Source organism: Sulfitobacter sp. DSM 110093, from assembly GCF_022788715.1.
Lineage (GTDB): Bacteria > Pseudomonadota > Alphaproteobacteria > Rhodobacterales > Rhodobacteraceae > Sulfitobacter.
The window spans coordinates 3,176,426-3,198,243 of sequence record NZ_CP085167.1; the positions used below are offsets into that span (position 1 = coordinate 3,176,426).

Consider the following 21,818-nt stretch of genomic DNA (forward strand, 5'->3'; position numbering starts at 1 on the left):
GGTAATGACGGCAGAAGACAAAGCGCTTTTAAAAACCCAAGTTGAAAAAATTCTGCTGATCCAAGGCAACCAATTTATCAAGGAGCTATTAAGGGAGAACAGCCTTCCTATTGGTTCCACGAAAAAGGACTTCCTGACCAACATAAGCGACGCCATTGACGAGGATCTTCTTACTCGTGAGATGATCGAAGCTTGGCTTAAGCAGATCGAAGGATGGGGTAACCAACATCTCTATCTATTCGAGCCCCCCGAAATCACCCCGGAAGACGCTAGAGAAGCGATGTCGCAAAGTGGGTTTGCTCCATTAATAGAGCAAGGGTTTGGCTACGAGTTTCCCGACGATCTTCGACTATCGAACATCGAACTAGGCGGCGAAGGTATCTCCCTTGTTTGGCAGCAAGGAAAAGAAGGTTGGAACCGTAGTCGTGCAAATGACATCAGCCCACAGCAAGAAGGGCTGGATATATACAAATACGAAGCTTATCGACAGCGACTTGATCGCAGTACGGTACGTTTTGAATGGCGCTTCGCTGACCCCTTCGTAGCCATACTGATACACCGCAGCAAGGAAATCGATCACAGTACTGCAATAGACCAAGTGTGGGAGGAAGTGTCTGCTCTGGGAATCTGCGCTGTCCGAACCGCACGCATATCGTTGAGCCACGCGGTCAAGTCAGCAAGCGGGGGAAGTGTCGAAACCAAGTCCACCAGATTTGGAACAGACGACGGCCATGTGGAGATGGTCTCCAACCTCGCAAGCGGAGGCATCAACGACGTAGCAGCCGTGCGCCAAGCAAGACGCGGACTAAATGTTGATGATTTTCCTCGTTCAGAGGGAGCCTTCGTCATGAATGAAGAGGGTTTCAATCTAAGTCGAGATTTGACTATCAAAGTAGTGGGGAGTGTCGGGCATGTGGCCATCTGGGCCCATTGTAAGCGCGATGATATATATACGGTGCTTGACAATCTTATGGCGCTGAATGCGGACGACTATGGCGAATAACGGCGCGAAAGAATGGGCAGCAGAACTTGCGCGGCGGCAGCAAGCCGGTGATGGGCTTGAATTTTCGCCCGATAACTTTCTGCGCGCAATAGGGGGCGCGGGAACAGACGATAGTTTCGAGATGTGGTTGAAAGAAAAAGTTTGCCAGGGTGAGCTTGAAGCCCTTCAAGCATGGAAATGCCCGGTGGAGGGTTGCGAGCGTGTCATTGACAAGAATGAGCTAGAAGCGAACGTTTGCCCGAAATGCGGAACCGACTTTCAGGAGGTTGGTGAAAACCCCATCAGACAATTAAAATATCGAGCCAAAGGTGATACCAGTCGGGACATCTATTGGATGATCGTCATCCACGGTATGAACACTCGTGGCGCTTGGCAGGAAGAGCTTAGTTGGCGTCTGGCGAACAAATTCAAATATTCGGCACCCGTGCTAATCTTCAAGTACGGACTGGCAACAATTGATGTTCTGGTAAAGTGTCGCCATCAGTCCCTCGTGAACAAACTGGGTATACGCATCCGCAAGGGCATTCAGTTTGCAAGAGAGCACAATAGTGACCATCGCCCGGACGTCATCGTCCATAGCTTCGGTAGCCAACTATTCGCGTTGCTCTTGGAAAACGAACAGTTCTGCGATTTGAAGTTCGGGCGCGTGATAACAGTCGGATCGATCATTCACCCTGATTTTGACTGGAGCAAGCATATTGACAGCGGGAAGATCGAAGCGGTGTTGAACCATGTCGGACAGAAGGACATTCCCGTTCGCGCCGCTCAATTCTTCATCCCAGGAACTGGACCAAGTGGACAAAAAGGCTTCAAGGATTCTGCCAGTATCAATGTGTCTGAGCAAAGCTACGGGCATTCGAGCGCTTTTGAGCCGAGCGAGCTAAAGAAAAACCTTGGCACAGGTGGCCTTTGGGATCAGTTCCTCCAAAATCCGCTGAATCACTTCAAACCATTTACCGCATTTCATTTGAAGGAGTGGAAACCATTCTTCGTTTTGGTGCGATGCTTCACTAGATTGCTGGGTTATCTGATCTTCGCAATTCTTGCACCAGTCAGCTTCGTCCGGCGATTCTTAGACCCATGATGTTTCGAACCTTAATTTGATTCGCCGCGTCCGCTGAGAAAAAGGATCCCTGTCGTGCGTAACGAAGACCGCTGTTATAGACGGGCAGCCAGTAGCCGCCTTTAGTGACCAGCTTATCATTGATGTTCTGGTCACTTGGGCAATGAATGGCGCCTCTCCACCAGTATAACAGAGCGGCCGAGATCATGAACGGCCCGAACCAGATATCCATCGCCTCTTCGTTTTCTGCATCGCAACATCTGCGGAGCTCCCAGCCCTGCGTCAAACCATAAGAGCGGATGCGGTCGCTCTAAAATAATTCAGTCGAGCTGTCTGTTCCGAGCCATTAGAACCATAAATTAGAGTTGAAGTATAGTTGGGTGCACAACCATTACGAGTTGCCGGGTCCGAGATTATGGTGCAAAGTCGATTATGATAACCAAGAGCAGCGTGTCGAATGACAAACCCTTACAAGAACGCCCCGAAATGCATTCTAACTCGACTTACAAAATCGAATGAAAGCTTGGAAAGCTATTGCGCAGGCTTCGAACTGTCCGAATGGCGATGCTCCGGGCTTGCTGACAATCTAATAGAATGGATAATCGACTACGCTCTCAAATCTGACGAACTTCGCGATACCAACCATACCAACACCTTTGTTCGCCTTAAGCAGGCAGCTTCTAGAGTTTATACAAGTGCAAAATACGAACGGCGCGGCGAGGTAGGTGAGATTGCCGCACACGCTGTTTGTCGGACCTATTTCAATACAATACCTGTCGCGGCAAGGGTGAACTATCTGAGCGCCTCAAACGATCCGGTAAAGGCTTTTGACTTGGTTCATGTGCGGTACATTGGCAATGACGACATAGAGCTTTGGTTAGGGGAGGCGAAGTTTTTCAAGAGCCGGAACGACGCAATTAGTGATGCAATTGCATCCATTAAAGGGCATATTACGGCGGGTTTCCTCAAGAACGAAAAATTACTACTTGGCCCTCAGGTATCCAACGACATTCCTCACAGCGCTAAGATCAAGCAACTCTTGTCCGCGGAAGCGTCTTTAGATGACCTAATCGCGAGTGCAGTTTTCCCCGTTCTGATTGCTGCCAATAGCGACGCAACAGGAAGCCACGTGTCGGTAAGCGACAACTATAGCGCTGAGTTGGAAGCCGAGATGCAAGGCTTGTGGAAGAAATTAAAAGCGTCAGGGCTGAACGAGGCCATAAAACTAAAGCTCATTTACGTCCCGTTGGGCGACAAGGATGCGCTCAACAAGGCTTTCGATGAGCGCCTTAAAGGGCTGCAAATTGGATAAGGTGTATTAAATGCCCGTTTTGGATATAAATTGGAAGGACCTAAATGCGCTTACTGGTTCTGACCTGAAGCGCGAAACGTTTCGAGTGCTGCAAGTTGCATCCTTCGCTATTCAGTCAACTGACGCCGATGATCCCAATTTGCTTGAGATTGTACCCAGATTCGCTGACCTCCTAGACAAGCACCCCGAAGAACTCGCAAGCTATCGGCCCCTAGTAAGCTCGTTGGCCCGTTCAACCGGGCTGTGGAACTACATCGAAAAGGAATGGGCAGACGCCACAGACGCATTTGTCGCTGAAGCGGTAACAGCTGCCGAATTAGGGGGCGTCACGTTTCACAGAGAACAGATCAAAGCTCTGGATACGCTCCTAGCGGGCCAAAATCTCATTCTAAGCGCCCCAACTAGTTTTGGAAAGAGCTTGCTGATCGACGCTCTGCTCTCGAGTGAAAGTTATCGTCGTGTGGCTGTTGTACTTCCGACTATCGCGCTACTCGATGAATTCAGAAGACGTTTTCGTGACCGTTTTTCAGATAAGTTCAACCTTGTGATGCACCAAAGCGAAACATCGACCGATGAGCCGACTATTTTTTTAGGGACCCAAGAGCGATTGATCTACCGCGAGGATTTGGGAAGTTTGGACCTCACGGTTGTTGACGAGTTTTACAAACTCGATCCTGATAGACGAGACGAACGGAGCATCACACTTAACGCCGCGGTCTACCGTTTGCTCAAGCGCTCAAAGCAATTCTTCTTTCTTGGCCCAAATATCGACAAGATTTCTGTCGCACCAGATTCCCGCTGGAACTTCGAGTTCCTGAGAACACGTTTTTCGACAGTTGCGGTAGAGACCTTGGACCTTCAAGGAATCTCGGACAAGCGCGAACGCTTAATTGAAGAGATTGGCGAGGACAGAAACTGGCCAGCGCTTGTCTTCATCTCGTCTCCTGGAAGGGCAAACAAACTCGCAATAGAGCTTTCTGAAAAGATGGCGGTGGCAGAGGAAACCAGCGACTTTGCCATTTGGTTAAGGGACAATATTGGGAAGAACAACTTTCTATCTTTGGCAGTCTATTATGGGTTTGGTGTCCATCATGGGCGCATCCCGCGTGCAATCGCTGCACAAATGGTTCGCCTCTTCAATCAAGGTAAGCTGCCGATACTGCTTTGCACATCAACGCTCATAGAAGGAGTCAACACGGCGGCAAAGACGGTCATGATCTATGACAAGGATATTAATCGGGATGCGTATGACTTCTTCACATACTCAAACATCAAAGGGCGCGCTGGGCGGCTGGGACAACATCACGTAGGCCAAGTTATAGTCTTCAATGATATACCTGAACACGCCGAACTGGAGGTTAGCCCAACATTGTTTTCAGACGATGATGAGCTACCCGATGAGTACATCGTACATATCGACAAACCGGATAGGTCACAGCGGTCAGATGACAGGTTTCGTTACTACCAGGACCAGTTAGGGCTTGAAGGAGAAGAACTTAAACTGGCGTCTTCAATAGGGTTAGAAACATCCATAGCCATAAAAGAGCAGGTGATCCGCTCCCTTGAAGCGAGCGACAGATTAGTTTGGGCTCAATCGCCAAAATGGCCTGAGATACTCGAAGTCTGTAATGTGTTCTGTTCTCACCATAGCGTCGGTTCTTTTGGAGCGTTCAATACCAGACAACTTGCTACGCTTATCGACAAACTTCGAAAGGCTGCGAACCTAAAAAACTTCCTTGTGGGTCAAGATCAGAGCTATAAGGGGAAACCTGAAAACCGGGACAACATCTTTAAATTCTTGCGAGCTTGCGAGTATGGTTTGCCGCAAAACTTTGCTTTAGTAGAGCTGTTTGTCCGTCAGTTCTCGCCCCAAGCCGACTACGGTTTGTTCCTTGGCGGCATTGGAAGCTGGTTTCAGCCTGAGATCCTCAAGGAGTTGGACGAGGAAGGTGTGCCAATTCAAATTTCTCAGGCGTTTTACATCGACGGTGATACTAAGGCAACCTTGAGGAAGCGTCTTCAAGAAGCCATTCTGGACCCAACAAAGACGGCGCTTTCAGAGTTCGAGTGTGAGTGGTTGCAGGAAGCCTTGTAAAGGTGGTTCTGCTAAGAACGTAGGCCCCCGGCGGCCCCGTTCTCGCATTTGCAGCGAACTGTCGCCTTCCGCCGTCGTGTAAGACGTGAATAGGACTACTCGCAAGTATTTACTTAATCTTTTCCTTACTCTCGCGCGCGTGACCTTTCACAGTCCTAACCTTTGTGCCTTGCCACGTTTTGCCCTTACCGCGGCACGCCAATGTGAGCCCCTGCTAGTTACACATTTTGGGAAGTTCAGAGATGGACCGATTTCCTGCTCATCAAGCAGCAGGAAACCGGTCAATGACGCCTTCACTTCAGAAACAAGACATGTACCGCGTGGTGCTACGTATGCGGGGCATGTTCCCAAAGGACCTTGCGGGCTACGAAGCGCATCGCCTACGCAAAGGGGGTGATCTCAGCCACATTGATAAAAGCCGGAGCCATTTGAACCAGACGTTTATCGGCTCTGAGACATGGGCTGCGGACGCTTCAGAGCGGATTAAGGAAATCCGACTACAGAACTTTCTCGATGAAGTTACGGCGTTGCGTAAGCGAAAACGTAAGAAGGATGTCGAGCGGCGTCTCGCCGAGGGCCCCAAAGACCCTTGGCGAGCAACGCGCCATGGTCCGCTGCGTGAGATCATACTGACTGCCAACCGCGAGTACTTTGAAGACGAGATGGCTCATTTTTTGGGCGAAGACCGCGAAGGCGATTTCAAAGTTTGCGCAGAGAACTGGCTGCGCAAAGAGTTTAGGGGAGATATCATCCACGCGCGCTTTGATAGAGACGAGACCGCCTTTCACATCCATGCTGTGCTCTTACCGATCGAACGTGTCGAGATGACCCGTACAGAGAAGGCAACCGGTGAAATGAGGGTCATCGCGGTGCGGCATATGCTTCAGCCGTCAAAGCACGCATTAGTTGAGAATTACGAGAAAGCGCAAGATAGCGCAGGGGCAGCATTTAGCGCTGTTGGGTTGGAGCGCGGTGAGCGTCGAGCCGCACGAATTAAGGCAGCGAGAGAATCGGGCCAGCCTCTGCCAAAGCGACGCTATCACACCCGGACATCGCAGTGGCGCGCCGCACAGGAATTAACGTTGGAAGCCAAAGGAAAGGAATTGGGCGAACGCGAAGACGCCCTTGATCAGAAGCGCATCCGGTTGGATGCGCGAGAATCTACCCTTGCATCCCGTGAAGCAGAAATCGACACGATTGACGCCGCGATCGACGGCTTAGAAAGCGGGCAACTTGAGATTGAAGAGACCAAGGACGTACCTCTCCTAAGCTTCACGCCCCCTGAGGCAAACAGCGCGCCTGAGACAATGCGACTGATACAGCGCTTAGAGGCATCCCCGCAGGGAAAACAGCGCGCCGCCTCACTCGTTGCGCGTATCATGAGTGTTCTAAAGTCTCGTGCACGTTCTGATGTAGAGCAGGAACTGCGCCGTGACATCGCCGAAATCGGCAAAGCACATGAGCTGTTGAAGGTTATTGTGTCGCGCCTTTCCGGAGATCTCGTTCAATCCGGAAAGACCTCGCTCAAAGGCCTTACACGCAGTTTGATGGCCCTGCGTCGAAATGGCGTTTCAGGCTCCGCTGAAAAAGATGAGCCTGACCACCGATAAATTCTTTCCGTTCGAAATGTGCCAATCCCAATTCCTAATTGTGACTTCTGTCACTCAAACTTAATTGCTCAAAATAGGAGTGCCCCATGACCAACAAGACCGACCGCCTCATCGAAGCCCTCAAGGCTTCAGCCCGTCAGGATGGCGAGAAGGATGCGGAAACCCGTGCAAAGATCCGCGCTGCGATGATAAAGTCTCTCGAGACACTGCTTCGCGAAATGCCAGAGCAGCGAGCTGCTGAATTGTTCGCCGACATCGAAGAGCTGGCATCAGCGAGTGCGGCGAAACTTATTCGACGCCACGAGCTCCGCCCTGAGGCAACAGACCATATGATTGCGACGCGCCTGAAGGCCGACGCCTTGCCCAGCCAAAAAATTGGGTGAATAAACCCGGCGTCTCCTAGCAAATGTTGTTGATAGACTCGCCCGGCGCTTCGATTGAGGCGCCGGGCTAAAAGGGCTTTTGAAAAGCCTTTTTGAGACGGACATAGTTTCGAACCCTGCAGAAATCGATTAAGTCAGACTGCATGCCTCGTAACAAAGAACTTCTCCGCTTTTCGTTGCGCGCCTCACAATCTGAGAAGATAAGAAAATAACGGCAGAGCAGCGCCCCTTGTCCCATTCGAACCTGCGCACTGTAGTTTTGAACCCACGAGCCATAGGTTCAACAAAACCAGGGGAAGCTGCAATCAACGGCAAGGCAGCGCCCCCTGCCCACGCATACGGGGCCGCTCGACAATCGCCAGCAGCCCCCCCCCCCTTCATGTTAATGAATATGGTGGCGACTTCGGTCGGCGAAAAACCAAACATGTTCTATTTGTATAATTGCTTCTGCACCTGTTAATTACGGGCCGGGCATTGCCTTTACCCGGCCCGTAATTGTCGAATAGTTTTAATGCCTTATGATATCGCATAGTTTAAGAAAGAAAACGCGAATTGGGCCTACAGCCCGTCGCCTCCCCTGCGCAGCTAACCTCTTCAAGGCATCGAAGCGCGACCTCTGCACCGAGCCCAAACTAAACACGTGAGGGGCGGACGTCTTCGTGTTTGCAGCGCTAGTTGGTCCGGCAGGAACACCATAGCCAACATTCATCGATTCAATCATATGATGCACTGCGGCAAACCACGCTGCCAATCGCCGCTTACGTCAGGTCTTGATTAGATAATAGTGCGGCGGATCACGGCTGAGACCCATTCGCTTACAACCACAGTCGCAAGGATCAGCAGCAGGATCACCGCCACCTGGTCCCAAGCCAAAGTCGCCATTGAGGCGTTCAGCTTCAGCCCGATGCCGCCCGCGCCCACCAACCCAAGGATGGCGCTTTCGCGGATGTTGATGTCCCAGCGGAAAACCGAAATGCCCCATAGAGCGGGCATGACCTGCGGAACCACCCCATAGGTCAAAACTTGCGCAGGGCCGGCGCCCGTGGCCAGGATCGCCTCGATCTGCTTGGGGTCGGTTTCCTCGATCGCCTCGTAGAACAGCTTGCCGATGAAGCCGATGGAGCGCAGGGCGATGGCGATGATGCCGGCCAGCAGTCCGGGGCCGATGATCGTCACTAGCAATAGCGCCCAGATCAGCGAATTGATTGACCGGGAGGCCACGATGATGAACAGCGCGATAGGCCGAAGGAAAGTCGCCGAAGGCGTGGTGTTGCGGGCCGCCAGAAGGGCGACCGGCACGGCCATGATCACGCCACCAATGGTGCCAAGCGTCGCAATGTTCAGCGTGTCCCAAAGCGGCTGCATCAACTCAGGCAGGTAGCCCCATTCGGGCGGCAACATGCGCCCGCCAATGTCCTGCGCTTGACGCGGCGCGTCCCAGACAAAGGCCCAGATCGTGGTTTCTGTCATGATCTGCCAGCACCACACAAAGAGCGCAACAAGCGCTAGCCAACCCATCCAGATCGCGATCCGCTTAGCGCGGCTGCGCAGGGACCAGTCCGCCGGAAGCATCGAAATATCGCTCATTGCAGGAACTTTCTGAGATAGCTGGAGCTGTATTCTGCCACCATCACAATTGCGATGATGATCAGCAGGATCGCTCCCGCGCTGTCGTATTCATACCGGTCAATCGAGGTGTTCAGCGTGGCGCCAATACCGCCCGCACCGACGATTCCGATCACCGCGCTTTCGCGAAAGTTGATGTCGAGCCGGTAGAGCGACAGGCCAATCAGGCGCGGCATGATCTGCGGCTTGATGGCATAGTCCAGCAGTTGGAACCAAGTCGCCCCGGTGGCGCGGATGGCTTCGGCTTGGGTTTCGTCGATCTCTTCGATGTCATCAGCTAACAGCTTGGCGATGAATCCAATCGTGGCAAAGGTCAGTGTCAGGAAGCCAGCAAAGGGGCCAAAGCCGAACATCGCGACAAGGAAGATCGCCACGATCACTTCTTGCAGGGACCGGCTTACCGCAACGATGGCGCGGCAGACCAAATAGACCGGTCGCGGCACAAGGTTGCGTGCCGCGCCAATCCCGATAGGCACAGAGATCAACACGCCCACGACCGTAGAGGTCAAAGTCATGGTCAGGCTCTCGATCAACCCCTGGCTGATGTCGCGCCAACGGCTGGTGAAATCAGGCTGTAGGAACCCCATGATGAATCGCTGCCCGCGTTCCATCCCTTCGGTGACACGCTGCCAGTTTACCTCGACTGTGCTGAAGGCCAGCGCGAGGTACACAAGCACCCCGATTTGCAGCGCAATACGCAGCCGTCGGTCGGGAACGATCTGATGCGGCCGTCGCCAGGTGGTGGGGTATTGCGCGGTCATGCGCCGACCTCGGCAAGCTGGCGCAGGGCGTCGCTTTCCGCTTCAGCTTGCTCATCGTCGCCCTTACGCATGGCGTCCCAATCTTCGGCGCCGTAGATCTCGGTCAGCGCGTCCTCGGTCAAGGCACTGGGGGCTTCGTCAAAGACCACCTTTCCAGCCCGCAGCCCGACGATGCGCTGCATGAACTGGCGTGCAAGCGGGACGTCATGGATGTTGACGATAGCGGGTAGGTTACGCTCTGCGCAGATCTCGGTCAGCAAGCGCATGATCTGGCGGCTGGTCTTGGGATCAAGGCTGGCGGTGGGTTCATCCACCAACAGCAAATCAGGGTCTTGGGCCAAGGCGCGGGCAATGCCGACCCGTTGGCGCTGACCACCCGAGAGCGCATCGGCGCGTTTGTTGGCATGGGCGAGCAAACCAACCCGGTCGAGCAGTTGATACGCGCGCTGAATGTCCGCGCCCTCATAGCGGCGGAGAAAGCTCCGCCAGAAGGGGACATAGCCGAGCCGCCCGGACAGAACGTTCTCCATCACTGTCAATCGTTCGACCAAAGCGTATTCCTGAAAGATCATGCCGATCCGGCGGCGCTGTCGACGCAAATCACGCCCACCCAGCGACACGAGGCTCTTGCCGCCAAGAACGATGTCACCCGCGCTCGGCTCAACCAGCCGGTTGATGCAGCGGATAAGCGTCGATTTGCCAGCGCCAGATGGACCGATCAGCCCCACGATCTGGCCTTTGGGCACTTGCAATGAGACATCTGACAAGGCGGCGTCGCCAGTTCGATAGGTCTTGGAGACGGAGCTGAGTTCAAGCATGAATGGGGCTTTCGATAAAGATGGTCAGGCGGCGCTCAGGCCGCCTGACTGGTTTTCCGTCAGAGGTGTTTATTGGCAGTCGTATGCGACGCCGTTGGCCTCGTCGATCTTGCGGATCACGGCCCAATCTTCCTTGAAAGTGATGTCGATAAACTGCGCTTCGCCGTTCTTGCCGAACTCTTCTTCAAGGCCGGTGCCGGACCAATCAAAGGAGAAGAACGCCTCGCGGATGCTTTCCTGCAGGGCCGGTGCGAGGTTGTAGGCGGTGCCGTAACCCGTGGTCGGGAAAGTCTGCGAGGTATAGATCACGTTCATTTGGTCTTCGGTGACAACGTCACGCTCGATCATACGCGCCTTGACCGAATTGGCGATCGCCGCTGCGGGGTAGTCTTTGTTGGCGACGCCAAGGATCGAGTTATCGTGCTTACCAGAGAAGACAGGCTCAAAATCGCTGCCCGCTTCCATGCCGAAATCCGCTTTCAAGATTGCAGAGGGCGCTTTGAAGCCTGAGTTCGAAGTCTCGGAAGTGAAGGCCATTTGGCCACCCTTGATGTCTTCGACAGCTTCAATCCCAGAGCCCGGATGCGTGATGATCTCCATCTCGTAACCGAAAGAGCCGTCTTCCGCCGCCATCATGGCAAAGGGACGAAAGCCGGCACAGGCCACGGCCAACGGATTGGAGCCGGTGTTGAAGCCCGCAACATGCAAGCGACCTGCGCGCATCGCTTCGATCTGCGCAGCGTTCGATTGAACGGGGAAGAATTGCACTTCTTTGCCGGTAACCTCGCTCATATGCGCAAGGAACTCAGACCAAACATCAGCGTAAACGGCGGGGTCTTCGACCGGGGTATAGGCGAAGATAAGTGTCGAGGGATCGATCTGATCAGCGGCATCTTGTGGGATGTCGGCGATCAAGTCGCCATCCGCGTCAGAATAACGCTCTCCAAGTTGAAATTCAGCCATAGCCGGTACGGCGCAAAAGGCCGCGATGGTTGCGCCTGCGATACTATTGGAAAGAAGGGACATGATATCTCCGTCGGATGTGCGGTCGGTGCCGCGTAAGGAAAATGGCAGTCTTCCCGCGCCCTGCCGAACAGCGAGGCGCGCGACCACGCCAGATTGGGCGCAGTCATTTTGTTATTTCACGTAGAATAGATTTATCAAGCTCACCGTAGCACGAATTGGCCAAAAAACTGTTTTTTTACAAAAACTTCATATTCAGGAACTCTTCCAGCGGCATTGTATTACGTTCCAAGCAAAGGTGCCAAACTGAACAGCAATGCATGCAAATGGTGTTTTTGCCCTATGCCAATCCTGAATTATAAATTTTTTAATTCGATATTTCATGAATTCACAAATATGAAACATACTTCCGTTAGCCCGACGCTGAGCTGCAAACATCGACAGGAGAATATCTGCTCATGCGTACTCTATCCCTCACCACCCTTGCCCTTGCTTTGCCGGGTATGGCTTTCGCCCAAGATGCCGTCCAGGTTGACGGCTCTTCCACGGTGTTCCCAGTGTCCGAAGCCTTTGCTGAAGAATACCAGATCGCAACTGGCAACCGCGTGGTGGTCGGTGTTTCCGGCACCGGCGGCGGCTTTAAGAAATTCTGCCGTGGCGAAACCAGCTTCTCGGGTGCCTCGCGCCCAATCAAAACCGAAGAAGCCGACCTTTGTGCGGAAAACGGCATCGAGTTTCTGGAAATGCCGGTCGCGATGGACGCGCTTGCCGTCATCGTGAACCCAGAAAACCCGCTGACCTGTATGAGCGTCGAAGAGCTGAAGACAGCCTATGAGACCGAAGCGCAAGGCAAGGTCGATAACTGGAACCAGTTGAATACAGAATACCCGGATCAGCCCCTGACCCTATTCGGGGCAGGGACAGACTCAGGCACTTATGACTATTTCACCTTTGCTGTGATCGGTGAAGAAGGTGCATCGCGCGGCGATTTCACTGCGACCGAGGATGACAACATTACTATTCAAGGTGTGTCGACCGACCCCGATGCCATCGGCTTTCTTGGTCTAGCCTATGTCGAAGAAAACCGCGGCCGCGTGAAGCCTTTGGAAATCTCCTACAACGGCGGCGATTGTGTTGAGCCTTCGACCGAGAATGCAGCATCGGGCACCTACCAGCCGCTGACGCGGCCGCTGTTTATGTATGTGAACAAAGCTCACCTTGATGAGATGCCAAATGTCGAGGATTTCGCCAAGTTCTTCTTCGACCCGGCCCATGCCATCGATTTGGTGTCCTCCACCGGCTACCTCGCACTTCCCGAAGCGGCCTTTACCGCAGCGGAAGAAAAGATTGCGGCCCGCAAGACCGGCTCATTCTTTGACGGCGGCTCCAAGGTTGGCGTGACACCTGACGATCTTCTGGCGGCGAACTAAGCATCGCGCCTTTGCGGCGGGCCGTTGGGTCCGCCGCGCATTTCTTCACGACCGAACGAGGACACGCGTGCCTAATTCTTCCATCCCCACCTCTGCCGAGTTGATCCAAAGCGGTTTCGTCCGACGCCGAAAATGGATCGCGCGCGGTATGAAGACTTTTCTGTTCCTTTGCGCGGCCCTGTCTGTCTTTGTGACCACGGCCATTGTCTTTGTTCTGGTCCGCGACTCTTGGGATTTTTTTGCGAATGTCCCGTTGTTTGATTTCCTCTTCGGCACAATGTGGACGCCGGTATTTGCCAACCCTCAATTTGGCGTGCTGCCGCTCTTGGCTGCGACGCTGCAAACCGCAGGGCTGGCAATGGCAATCGCCGTCCCCTTCGGCCTGATCATGGCGATTTACCTCAGCGAATATGCGCGGCCCGCAGTGCGCGAAACGATCAAACCTGCGCTAGAGATGTTGGAGGCCGTACCAACGGTGGTCTATGGCTATTTCGCCCTTTTAGTCATGACCCCTTTCTTGCAGGGCTTCGTTCCTGGGTTGAAAGGCATCAATTTGTTGGTGCCGGGCATCATACTTGGCATCATGATCCTGCCTTACGTCGTTTCCGTCAGCGAAGACGCGATGCGCGCCGTGCCCAATAGCCTCCGCGAAGGCGGCTATGGGCTGGGTATGGCGAAATGGCAGGTGGCCACACGGATCGTCATTCCCGGTGCCTTTTCCGGTATCACTGCGGCCTTCATTCTTGGGATGTCACGTGCGGTGGGCGAAACCATGGTGCTGGCCGTCGCGGCAGGGCAGAACCCGAACCTGACATGGGATCCCCGCGAAGGGGCCGCGACCATAACCGCCTATATTGTGCAGATGAGCCTCGGCGACGTGGCCCATGGCTCTATCGCCTATCAGTCGATCTTTGCTGTCGGTTTGCTGCTTTTCGTCATCACGCTGCTTTTCAACATCGTCGGCTTCTATCTGCGCCGTAAATTCCGCGAGGCGTATTGAGATGAGCACGACTACCCAAGGCGCGTTGAGCGCCGCAACCACCAACCAAACTGCCTTTGATGCCGTTCGCAAGGCCAAGCAAAAAGACATCCTTTTTGCCACGGGCGGGCTTGTTGTTATGGCGCTGGCCATGACGCTGCTGCTGGCGCTGATTGGGGATTTGGTCATTCGCGGTGCCACGCGCATTGATTATGGTTTCCTAACCAGCTACCCCTCGCGGTTGCCTGAACGGGCGGGCATTCTATCGGCATGGGTCGGCTCATTGCTGGTAATGCTGGTGACCGCATTTCTCGCCATCCCCATCGGCATTGGCGCGGGGCTCTATCTTGAGGAATATGCCCGCAAAGGGTGGCTGTCGAATTTCATTGAGATCAACGTATCAAACCTCGCTGGGGTGCCGTCGATCATCTATGGCCTGCTCGCGTTGGGCCTGTTTGTCTATGGCTTTAACTTGGGCAAGACGATCCTTGTCGCAGGGATGACATTGGCCCTGTTGATCCTGCCGATCGTCATCGTTTCAACCCGCGAGGCGGTGCGCGCGATCCCCCGGATCATCAAAGAGGGCGCCTACGGGCTTGGGGCAGATCAATGGCAGGTGATGTGGAGCTATATCATCCCTGCCGCGCGCCCAGGCATCCTGACGGGTGCCATCGTCGGGCTGAGCCGCGCCATTGGCGAAACAGCACCGATCATTACCATCGGCGCGCTGACCTTCATCGCCTTTCTTCCCCCTGCTCCGGTGACCGGGGAATTCCCATTCATATCATTCGCTTGGCTAAACGACGGTTTCACCGTGCTGCCGATCCAGATGTTCAACTGGGTGTCGCGTCCACAGGCGGAATTCCACGTCGCTGCCGCAGCTACCGGCGTGGTTCTGATCGCGCTGACTTTCTCGCTCAACGGGATCGCGATCTGGATCCGCTATCGACTGCGCCAAGGCTATAGGAACTGACCCATGACGGATACCACCATGACCTTAGACAAGACAAAGACGGATACGCAGCCGGCGCCCTCCACTAAGGCCGAACCCGACATGCCGCCCGCCATCAAACCCGCGGCAGAGCGCGATCCGCTGCGCGCACGAATTGAGAACTTTAGCTTTTACTACTCGAACGGTTTTCAGGCGATCAAACAGGTCGACATGCCAATTCTTGATCGCAAGATCACCGCAATCATTGGCCCTTCGGGCTGTGGCAAGTCGACCCTGCTGCGCAGCCTCAATCGGATGCATGATCTCTATCCCGGCAACCGCTATGAGGGCAAAGTGATCCTAGAGCCCGAGGGCGAGAACCTGATCGGGCCCGAGGCCGACCCCGTGCTGGTGCGCCTGCGGGTGGGGATGGTGTTTCAAAAGCCCAACCCCTTTCCAAAGTCGATCTATGAAAATGTTGCTGCCGGGCTCCGCGTGCGGGGGATCAAAAAACGCGCCGTGATTGATGAGGCCGTCGAAACCGCCCTCCGCCGTGCCGCCATTTGGGATGAGGTTAAGGACAAACTGCACGGCTCGGCCTATGACCTTTCTGGCGGGCAACAACAGCGCCTTTGCATCGCACGCGGGCTCGCACCCAACCCCGAAATCCTGCTGCTGGATGAGCCGACCTCCGCTCTTGATCCCATCGCCACCGCGAAGGTCGAAGACCTTGTACAGGAGCTGTCGGAAACCGTGACCATCGTGATCGTCACCCACAATATGCAACAAGCCGCGCGGATCTCGCATCGGACGGCGTTTATGTATCTGGGCGAGGCGATCGAGTTTGGGGACACCAATCAGATATTCACCAATCCCAAACACCCCCGCACGGAAAGCTATATCACGGGCCGATACGGGTAAGCATGATCATGTCCCAGCATCCGCATTTTTTGAAATCCTTTGATGCCGCGCTTCAGGTGCTCCGTCAGAACTTCCAGCAGATGGGAGATATGACAGCCGAGAACTGTGTTTTGGCAACCTCCGCATATCTTGCCCATGACGAGGCGCGCGCGCTTGAGGCGATCAACCACGACCTAGATATCGACGAAACCTTTGAACAATTGCGCTCGGATTGTTTTGACGTGCTGCTAAGGTTTCAACCCGTCGCAAAGGACCTGCGGCTGGTCATGGGGATTGAACACGCGGTCGGCAATCTGGAACGGGCCGGGGATCACGCCAAGACGATCGCCCGACATGTGATTGCCACACCGAAACATATGCTACCCCCCGAGGATCGCACCCGGCTTGACGAAATGGCGGTTTTGGTCGCACGCACGCTGGGCAAAAGCGTGATCGCGATGACAGATCATTCAACCGAAGCCGCCAAACAAGTTCTGGCTGCCGATCTGCGGGTTGATGCCTATCGCGACGCGGTCTTCGACGCGACGATTGTGGACCTTCAACGGAATGCCGCGCAGGCGCGTGACCACATAGGGCGCATCTTGGTCGCCGTGGCGCTTGAACGGATCGGCGATCACGCCACCAACATCGCAGAAGAGGTGTTGTTCGTCTCGCGGGGCGTCGCACCCGGCGCGACCAGAACAGGGTCTGGGATTGGATGACTTGGGGCCGAGCATTGATCGCGGATGAACTCGTATTCGAGTTTGACGACATCGTGCTTGATATAGAATGCCTGCGTGTGCGCCGCGCAGGACGATTGGTACACCTTGGATCGACTGAGTTCGTCATGCTGGTCGCCTTGATCGAAACCCCCGGCAAGGTCTGGACACGGGCTGCCCTTGTTGATCGCGTTTGGGGCCGGGATGCCAGGGTCGAAGCACGAACGGTTGATGTCCATGTGGCCCGACTGCGCAAGGCGCTTTGCCAAACCGACAAGTCCTATCCGATCCGAACCGTGCACGGCGTAGGCTATGCCCTCGGCTAAGCGATCCATCGCGCTATTGCGGTTGTCTGGCAGGCCGTTGGGATGCTAAATGCGGTTTCTCGGATGGTTTTCCCTCCACGCAAAGCCGCCATCCTACTGTTGTTTTAGGTGTTAAGTCCGGTCAGCCATGAGCGAAAAAGAAAACATTGCGGCGCTGGCCGCACTGGCCCACCCGGGGCGCATGGCGGTCTTTCGGCTTTTGGCCCGACGCACCCCGGATACCGTTTCGGCGGGGGAACTGAACGAAGCACTTTCGTTAAAACCCAGCACGCTATCGGTTTATCTGGGAATTCTAACACGCGCGGGCCTTATCCAGCAAACTCGCAGGGGCCGCTCGCTCCACTATGGCATTGATCTCGCGTTAACCGGTTCTTTGATCGAATACCTTGTGAACGATTGCTGCCGGGGTCGCCCGGAACTTTTGACGTCACTGATATCTCAACCTCGACCAGACGAAATCACCGGCCCGCAAAAAACCTTTAACGTTCTCTTTGTTTGCACCGGGAATTCCACCCGATCAATCTTTGCCGAAGCGATCCTGAAGGCGGAAGGCGGAGAAAAATTTCGCGCCTTTTCCGCAGGCACTCGCCCCCGCGCGGCCCTCAAGCCCCTCGCAAGTGAGGTGCTGCGCGCCAAGGGCCACGAGATATCGCAGTTCTACCCCAAAAGTTATGACGCTTTCTATGAAATCTCTGCCCCGCGCATGGATTTTGTCTTTACCGTTTGCGACCGCGCTGCAAACGAAGAATGCCCACCGCTTTTAGGCCAGCCCGTTACAGCCCATTGGGGCATGACCGACCCCAGCAGGACAGAAGGCACCGAGGCCGAACGCGCCTTAGCGTTCAAGCAGTGCTATGCCACGATGGAACGCCGTCTGAAGGCATTTACGTCATTGCCGTTTTCATCCCTAACGCAGATTTCTCTGCAGCAAGAGCTGGATTTCATCGGACAGACGCCGGAAAAACTAGGCGCTGTTTGAGCGATGTCTGATGCGGGACGTTCCTTAAGAATATGGTGGCGACTCCGGTCTGCCAAAAACGCAAACACGTTATATTTCTATAGTTGCTTATGTACCTGACAATTAACGGCCGGGCAGCGCCCCCTGCTACCTCTGCGACGCCAGCTTACCCGGCCGCCTGCAACAAAGCCCGCGTGTATTCCGTCTGCGGGTTGTCATAAAGCGCATCAACGTCGCCATATTCGACCACATCACCGCGCTTCATTACCATCACCTTATGCGACATGGCGCGCACGACCTTCAGGTCGTGGCTGATGAACAGATAGGCCAACCCGTATTTCACCTGCAATCGCCGTAGCAGATCGACGATCTGCACCTGTACAGTCATGTCCAACGCAGAGGTCGGCTCATCCAGCACCAAAAGCTTGGGTCGCAACACCATGGCGCGGGCGATGGCGATACGCTGGCGCTGCCCGCCCGAAAACTCATGCGGGTAGCGGTCCATCGTCACAGGGTCGAGCCCGACCTCGGTCATCACTTCCGCCACCAGTTCCCGCCGGTCGCGGCCCTTATCCACCTTATGGATCGCCAGCCCTTCCGAGATGATCTGAAAACAGGTCATACGCGGGCTGAGCGAGCCGAAGGGATCTTGGAACACGATCTGCATGTCAGCACGTAGCTTCCGCAGTTGCCGGGTGGACCATTTGCGCACATCCTCGCCGCGAAAGGTCACCTCCCCTTCCGAACCGATGAGCCGCATGATCGCCAGCGCCAGCGTGGTCTTACCAGACCCGCTTTCGCCGACGATGCCCAACGTCTCACCAGCGCGGACCGACAGGCTGGTGTCATTGACCGCCTGTACATGCCCCACGGTGCGCCGCAGCAGTCCTTTCTGGATCGGGAACCAGACCTTGAGGTTGTCGGTGCGCAGCACCTCGGGTGCATCCTCAGCTACAGGCTCAGGAGAGCCCGTCGGCTCGGCACTCAGCAGTTTGCGAGTATAGGGGTGCTGCGGGTTATCAAAAATCTCAGCCGTGGCGCCCTCTTCGACCACCACGCCTTTTTGCATCACAAACACGCGGTCGGCGATGCGCCGCACGATGCCAAGGTCATGGGTGATGAACAACAGCCCCATCCCCATTTCATCTTTAAGCGCTTTCAACAGATCAAGGATCTGCGCCTGAATGGTCACGTCCAACGCCGTCGTTGGCTCATCCGCGATCAAGATGTCGGGCTTGTTGGCCAGCGCCATGGCGATCATCACGCGCTGCCGCTGCCCGCCTGAGAGTTGGTGAGGGTAGGCCCCCATGCGGGTTTCCGCGTCGTTTATGCCCACCTGTTCCAGCAGGCTCAACACCCGCGCACGGGCCTCTGCACCTTGCAGGCCTTGGTGCAGCGCCAGCGATTCCGCCAACTGTTTTTCAATCGTGTGCAGCGGATTGAGCGATGTCATCGGCTCTTGGAAAATGAACGAGATGTCGTTGCCGCGCACCTTGTGCAGCAGCTTGTCATCCGCGCCGATCATCTCTTGCCCGTCATAGGTGACCGAACCGCTGACCTCTGCACTGTCGCCCAACAGCGACACGGTCGAGAGCGCCGAGACGGATTTACCCGACCCGCTTTCACCCACCAGCGCCACCGTCTCGCCGCGGTTCACGGCAAAGCTGACACCGCGCACGGCGGGGATCAGTTGACCGTCCTGCCGGAAGGAAACTTGCAGGTCTTTAACGTCCAAAAGCGCGGTCACAAAAAGGTCTTTCTGGGGTCGAATGCGTCGCGGATGCCTTCAAAGATGAAGACCAGCAGTGACAGCATGATGGCAAAGGTAAAGAAGGCCGAGAAAGCCAGCCAAGGCGCTTGCAGGTTCTGCTTGGCTTGCAGCGTCAACTCCCCCAGCGACGGCGCCGAGGACGGCAGGCCAAAGCCAAGGAAATCGAGCGTGGCCAGCGTAGAGATCGTGCCCGTGATGATAAACGGCAGCATGGTCAGCGTGGCCACCATCGCGTTGGGCAGCATGTGCCGCAGCATGATTGTGCCATTACCGACGCCAAGCGCACGCGCTGCGCGGACGTATTCAAGGTTACGCGCGCGCAGGAACTCGGCCCGCACCACACCCACAAGTGCGGTCCATGAGAACAGCACGAGGAGGATCACCAAAAGCCAAAAACTTCGCCCCAGAATCGCGAACATAATGATGATCACGTAAAGCGACGGGGTGGATGACCATATCTCGATGATGCGCTGGAAGATCAGGTCGAGCCAACCGCCGAAGAACCCCTGCACCGCGCCTGCGAGAATTCCGATGATCGACGCCGCGCCGGTAACGATAAGCGTGAACAAAACAGACAGCCGGAACCCATGAATGACCCGCGCCATCACATCGCGTTTGGTGCCATCGGTGCCTAGCCAGTTCTGCCCATTGGGCGGCAGCGGCGCGGCGCCGGGGCGATCAACAGCGGTGTTGAAGGAATAGGGTATCACGGGCCAAATCGCCCAGCCTTTATCAATCGCTTCGCCCTCAACTTCGCCATCTTCGGCATCAAGGATGTATCCCTCGGGATCGTCGAAACACTGTTCCAGTCCGCCGGTGGCAATTAGGCAGCGCACCTCTGGGTCGCGGTAGGCGGCTTCGGTTTGGAAGTCCCCGCCAAAGGCGGTCTCGGGGTAGAAATTGAAGATCGGCGCGAAATACTCACCTCGGTAGTTCACGAGGATCGGTTTGTCGTTCGCCACGAATTCAGCAAACAGCGATATCCCGAATAGGATCGCAAAGATCCACAGCGACCAATAGGCCCGTCGGTTCGCGGTAAAATTGCGCCAGCGGCGCTGGTTCAGGGGGGAGAGCGCCATCAGCCTTCCCTCTTCTCGAAATCAATGCGCGGATCCACGAGCACATACATCATGTCCGACAAGATCCCGACGACAAGGCCGATGAGACCAAAGATAAACAGCGTTCCAAAGACAATCGGATAGTCCCGCGCCACGGCGGCCTCAAACCCGAGGCGGCCCAGACCGTCGAGACTAAAGATTGTCTCAATAATGATCGACCCGCCGAAAAAGACCGAGATGAACACCGCCGGGAAACTGGCGATCACGATCAGCATCGCGTTTCGGAAAACATGGCCGTACAGCACCTTGCTCTCCGACAGCCCTTTGGCGCGGGCGGTGATGACATATTGCTTTTTGATCTCATCGAGGAAGCTATTTTTCGTAAGCAACGTCAGTGTCGCAAAGGCCGAGATGGTCGAGGCCAGCACCGGGAGGGTGATGTGCCAAAAGTAATCGGCAACCTTGCCCAAGGGGCTCAGGCTGTCGAAATTGTCAGAGGTCAGCCCCCGTAGCGGGAATACCTGCCAATAAGACCCGCCAGCAAAGAGCACCAAGAGCAGGATTGCGAACAAAAAGCCGGGGATCGCATAGGCGGCGATGATCGCGCCTGAGGTCCAAGTATCAAAGCGGCTACCGTCGCGCACGGCTTTGCGAATGCCCAGCGGGATTGAGATCAAGTGGGCAATGAGCGTCGACCAAAGCCCCAGCGTGATCGACACGGGCAGCTTTTCCTTGATCAGGTCAATCACACCAATGGAGCGGAAATAACTCTCGCCAAAATCCAGCCGCACGTAGTTCCACAGCATGTGCAAGAAACGCTCGACGGGCGGTTTGTCGAAGCCGAATTCCTTCTCCAATTCCTCGATCAACTCAGGCGGTAGCCCGCGGGCGCCGACATAGGTGCTGTCAGACCCGCGCGCCATAGTATCAACCCCAGCGTCATTGTTGCCCCCGGCAAAACCGCCGAAGACATCGCCGCCCCCTTGAATCCTCGCGATGGCCTGCTCTACCGGGCCACCGGGGACGAATTGCACCAAGGCAAAGTTAACCAACATGATCCCAAGCAATGTCGGAATCACCAGCAACAGCCGTCTGAGAATATATGCACCCAT

20 protein-coding genes are annotated in these 21,818 nt (G+C 55.2%); 13 read left to right on the forward strand and 7 right to left on the reverse strand.

Going from position 1 to position 21,818, the window contains the following annotated elements:
* Positions 1 to 4 precede the first annotated feature (4 nt).
* From DSM110093_RS15480 to DSM110093_RS15505, 6 genes are all read left to right on the forward strand, one after another.
* Positions 5 to 1,003: a hypothetical protein gene (locus tag DSM110093_RS15480; protein ID WP_243265908.1), complete on the forward strand. Its 999-nt coding sequence runs from the start codon at positions 5 to 7 to the stop codon at positions 1,001 to 1,003.
* Positions 993 to 2,087 (forward strand): hypothetical protein, encoded by a 1,095-nt coding sequence (locus DSM110093_RS15485; protein WP_243265909.1) that lies wholly within the window; start codon positions 993 to 995, stop codon positions 2,085 to 2,087. Before DSM110093_RS15480 ends, DSM110093_RS15485 begins: the two co-directional genes overlap by 11 nt.
* Positions 2,088 to 2,523: 436 nt before the next feature.
* Entirely contained in the window at positions 2,524 to 3,378 is an 855-nt protein-coding gene (locus DSM110093_RS15490) for a DUF1837 domain-containing protein (protein ID WP_243265910.1), read from the forward strand.
* Positions 3,379 to 3,388: 10 nt separating this feature from the next.
* On the forward strand, positions 3,389 to 5,473 hold the full coding sequence (locus DSM110093_RS15495) for a DEAD/DEAH box helicase (RefSeq protein WP_243265911.1): 2,085 nt from the start codon (positions 3,389 to 3,391) through the stop codon (positions 5,471 to 5,473).
* Positions 5,474 to 5,757: 284 nt separating this feature from the next.
* On the forward strand, positions 5,758 to 7,083 hold the full coding sequence (locus DSM110093_RS15500; protein WP_243265912.1) for a plasmid recombination protein: 1,326 nt from the start codon (positions 5,758 to 5,760) through the stop codon (positions 7,081 to 7,083).
* 86 nt (positions 7,084 to 7,169) lie between these two features.
* A complete protein-coding gene (locus DSM110093_RS15505) occupies positions 7,170 to 7,466 on the forward strand; it encodes a hypothetical protein (protein ID WP_243265913.1) in 297 nt (98 codons plus the stop codon).
* A 774-nt stretch (positions 7,467 to 8,240) separates the two neighbouring features.
* On the opposite strand, the gene phnE (DSM110093_RS15510) is transcribed toward DSM110093_RS15505, so the two are convergent.
* The 4 genes from phnE (DSM110093_RS15510) to phnD all read right to left on the reverse strand — a co-directional run bounded on the left by phnE (DSM110093_RS15510) (position 8,241) and on the right by phnD (position 11,697).
* Positions 8,241 to 9,053: a phosphonate ABC transporter, permease protein PhnE gene (gene phnE / locus DSM110093_RS15510; protein WP_243265914.1), complete on the reverse strand. Its 813-nt coding sequence runs from the start codon at positions 9,051 to 9,053 to the stop codon at positions 8,241 to 8,243.
* A complete protein-coding gene (phnE, locus tag DSM110093_RS15515) occupies positions 9,050 to 9,853 on the reverse strand; it encodes a phosphonate ABC transporter, permease protein PhnE (RefSeq protein WP_243265915.1) in 804 nt (267 codons plus the stop codon). Before phnE (DSM110093_RS15515) ends, phnE (DSM110093_RS15510) begins: the two co-directional genes overlap by 4 nt.
* Entirely contained in the window at positions 9,850 to 10,671 is an 822-nt protein-coding gene (gene phnC / locus DSM110093_RS15520; RefSeq protein ID WP_243265916.1) for a phosphonate ABC transporter ATP-binding protein, read from the reverse strand. Before phnC ends, phnE (DSM110093_RS15515) begins: the two co-directional genes overlap by 4 nt.
* Positions 10,672 to 10,740: 69 nt before the next feature.
* A complete protein-coding gene (gene phnD, locus DSM110093_RS15525) occupies positions 10,741 to 11,697 on the reverse strand; it encodes a phosphate/phosphite/phosphonate ABC transporter substrate-binding protein (RefSeq protein ID WP_243265917.1) in 957 nt (318 codons plus the stop codon).
* Positions 11,698 to 12,092: 395 nt separating this feature from the next.
* Here phnD and DSM110093_RS15530 point away from each other — a divergent pair, with 395 nt between their 5' ends.
* From DSM110093_RS15530 to DSM110093_RS15560, 7 genes are all read left to right on the forward strand, one after another.
* Positions 12,093 to 13,064 carry a PstS family phosphate ABC transporter substrate-binding protein gene (locus tag DSM110093_RS15530; RefSeq protein ID WP_243265918.1) on the forward strand — a complete coding sequence of 324 codons (972 nt, stop codon included), beginning with the start codon at positions 12,093 to 12,095 and terminating at the stop codon, positions 13,062 to 13,064.
* Positions 13,065 to 13,131: 67 nt separating this feature from the next.
* Positions 13,132 to 14,064 carry a phosphate ABC transporter permease subunit PstC gene (gene pstC / locus DSM110093_RS15535; protein WP_243265919.1) on the forward strand — a complete coding sequence of 311 codons (933 nt, stop codon included), beginning with the start codon at positions 13,132 to 13,134 and terminating at the stop codon, positions 14,062 to 14,064.
* 1 nt (position 14,065) lies between these two features.
* Positions 14,066 to 15,016: a phosphate ABC transporter permease PstA gene (pstA, locus tag DSM110093_RS15540; protein ID WP_243265920.1), complete on the forward strand. Its 951-nt coding sequence runs from the start codon at positions 14,066 to 14,068 to the stop codon at positions 15,014 to 15,016.
* Positions 15,017 to 15,097: 81 nt separating this feature from the next.
* The gene (gene pstB, locus DSM110093_RS15545) at positions 15,098 to 15,895 is read left to right on the forward strand and encodes a phosphate ABC transporter ATP-binding protein PstB (RefSeq protein WP_093927973.1); all 798 of its coding nucleotides are present in this window, start codon (positions 15,098 to 15,100) and stop codon (positions 15,893 to 15,895) included.
* Between the two features lie 8 nt (positions 15,896 to 15,903).
* Positions 15,904 to 16,596: a phosphate signaling complex protein PhoU gene (gene phoU / locus DSM110093_RS15550; RefSeq protein ID WP_243265921.1), complete on the forward strand. Its 693-nt coding sequence runs from the start codon at positions 15,904 to 15,906 to the stop codon at positions 16,594 to 16,596.
* Positions 16,593 to 16,919 (forward strand): winged helix-turn-helix domain-containing protein, encoded by a 327-nt coding sequence (locus DSM110093_RS15555; RefSeq protein ID WP_243265922.1) that lies wholly within the window; start codon positions 16,593 to 16,595, stop codon positions 16,917 to 16,919. Before phoU ends, DSM110093_RS15555 begins: the two co-directional genes overlap by 4 nt.
* 127 nt (positions 16,920 to 17,046) lie before the next feature.
* Complete coding sequence (locus DSM110093_RS15560; RefSeq protein ID WP_243265923.1) at positions 17,047 to 17,898, forward strand: helix-turn-helix domain-containing protein; 852 nt, start codon at positions 17,047 to 17,049, stop codon at positions 17,896 to 17,898.
* Between the two features lie 145 nt (positions 17,899 to 18,043).
* Here the strand turns inward: DSM110093_RS15560 and DSM110093_RS15565 are convergent, their stop codons facing one another.
* The 3 genes from DSM110093_RS15565 to DSM110093_RS15575 are packed head-to-tail and all read right to left on the reverse strand — an operon-like array spanning position 18,044 to position 21,818.
* Positions 18,044 to 19,624 (reverse strand): ABC transporter ATP-binding protein, encoded by a 1,581-nt coding sequence (locus DSM110093_RS15565; protein ID WP_243265924.1) that lies wholly within the window; start codon positions 19,622 to 19,624, stop codon positions 18,044 to 18,046.
* Positions 19,621 to 20,727, reverse strand: coding sequence for an ABC transporter permease (locus tag DSM110093_RS15570; RefSeq protein ID WP_243265925.1), 1,107 nt, complete (start codon positions 20,725 to 20,727; stop codon positions 19,621 to 19,623). Before DSM110093_RS15570 ends, DSM110093_RS15565 begins: the two co-directional genes overlap by 4 nt.
* A complete protein-coding gene (locus DSM110093_RS15575) occupies positions 20,727 to 21,818 on the reverse strand; it encodes a microcin C ABC transporter permease YejB (protein ID WP_243265926.1) in 1,092 nt (363 codons plus the stop codon). The genes DSM110093_RS15570 and DSM110093_RS15575 overlap by 1 nt, the downstream gene beginning before the upstream one ends.